The 1,443-nt window shown below is 64.7% G+C and carries 1 protein-coding gene; it reads left to right on the forward strand.

Annotated elements, in window-relative coordinates:
* The first annotated feature begins 123 nt into the window (after positions 1–123).
* Entirely contained in the window at positions 124–1,440 is a 1,317-nt protein-coding gene (locus FM105_RS08900; protein ID WP_087007442.1) for an ISL3 family transposase, read from the forward strand.
* The last annotated feature ends 3 nt before the right edge of the window (positions 1,441–1,443 follow it).

Here is a 1,443-nt window from a genome sequence, read left to right on the forward strand (position 1 = left end):
GGCTCTTCGCAGATGAGGGTGTAGACCCAGGTGCCGGGGATCCGCCCGTGTCGTTGCCGAGGTAGACGTCGAGGCCTCCCTGAGGATGGGAGTTCCTACACAAACCATCCGGAAGACCTCGACATGCACAAGCCTAGCTTCACCACCCCCGATCTCGACGCGTTCTGCCTCCTCGACACCCGCGCCCTGACCATCACAGGACAAGCCATCACCGTCGATCACGCTGTCTTGGAGTGCCGCACCAACACTGACGATCCCGGCTCCTGGTGCCGCGAGTGCGGCACGGAAGGCGTCCCTCGCGGAACCGCGGTGCGCCGACTCGTCCACGTCCCGCTCGGCTGGCGCCCCACGATCCTGCACGTCCGCGTCCGCCGCTACCGGTGCCCGACCTGCGCGCGCGTCTGGCGGGAAGACCTCACCCCGATCGCCGCACCACGAGCGAAGCTGTCGCGACCGGCCGTGCTGTGGGCACTGAAATGCCTCGTCATCGACAGGATGTCCATCAGCCGCATCGCCGCGGGCCTCGGTGCCTCATGGCACACCGTCAACACCGCCATCCTGATTACCGGCCAACAGCTGCTGGTCGATGACCCCAGCAGGTTCGACGGTGTGAGGGTCCTCGGGGTCGATGAGCACGTGTGGCGGCACACCCCGTTCGGCAGCAAGTACGTCACCGTCATCATCGATCTCACCCCGATCCGCGACAAGACAGGCCCCTCCCGGCTGCTCGACATCGTCGAGGGCCGATCGAAGAAGGTGTTCAAGACCTGGCTGGCCACCCAATCGCAGGCATTCCGCCACGGTATCGAGGACATCGCGATGGACGGCTTCGCCGGCTACAAATCAGCCGCAGCTGAAGAGCTGCCCGACGCTACCCCGGTGATGGATCCCTTCCACGTCGTCGCTCTGGCAGGTAGCGCTGTGGAGCGGTGCCGGCAGCGGATCCAGCAGGAGACACTCGGACACCGGGGCCGATCCGGTGATCCTCTCTATGGCATCCGCCGTGTCCTGCTCACCGGCGCGAACCTGCTCACCAGCAAGCAGACCGATCGACTCGAAGCTGTGCTCGCTGCCGAGGAACACACGCAAGTCGATGTCACGTGGTGGATCTACCAGCGCGTCGTGGCCGCGTACCGCGACCCCAACCGGGTACGCGGCAGAGACCGACTGAAGAGCGTCATCGCGAGTCTCTCTGCAGGAGTACCGGCAGCACTGACGGAGCTGACCACGCTCGGGCGAACGCTGAAACGCAGAGCTGCCGATGTACTCGCGTACTTCGACCGACCCGGAACAAGCAACGGACCAACGGAGGCAATCAACGGTCGACTCGAGCACCTGAGAGGCACCGCGCTCGGGTTCCGAAATCTGGGCCACTACCTCCTCAGAGCACTGCTAGACACCGGCGGCTTCAGACCACTTCTACACTCTCTTTTACGATGAGCC

The organism is Brevibacterium yomogidense (assembly GCF_900163715.1).
Taxonomy (GTDB): Bacteria; Actinomycetota; Actinomycetes; order Actinomycetales; family Brevibacteriaceae; genus Brevibacterium; species Brevibacterium yomogidense_A.

Bases quoted from the DNA above. Each gene is read 5' to 3' on its own strand.
- FM105_RS08900 (WP_087007442.1), top strand. From the start codon at position 124: ATGCACAAGCCTAGCTTCACCACCCCCGATCTCGACGCGTTCTGCCTC.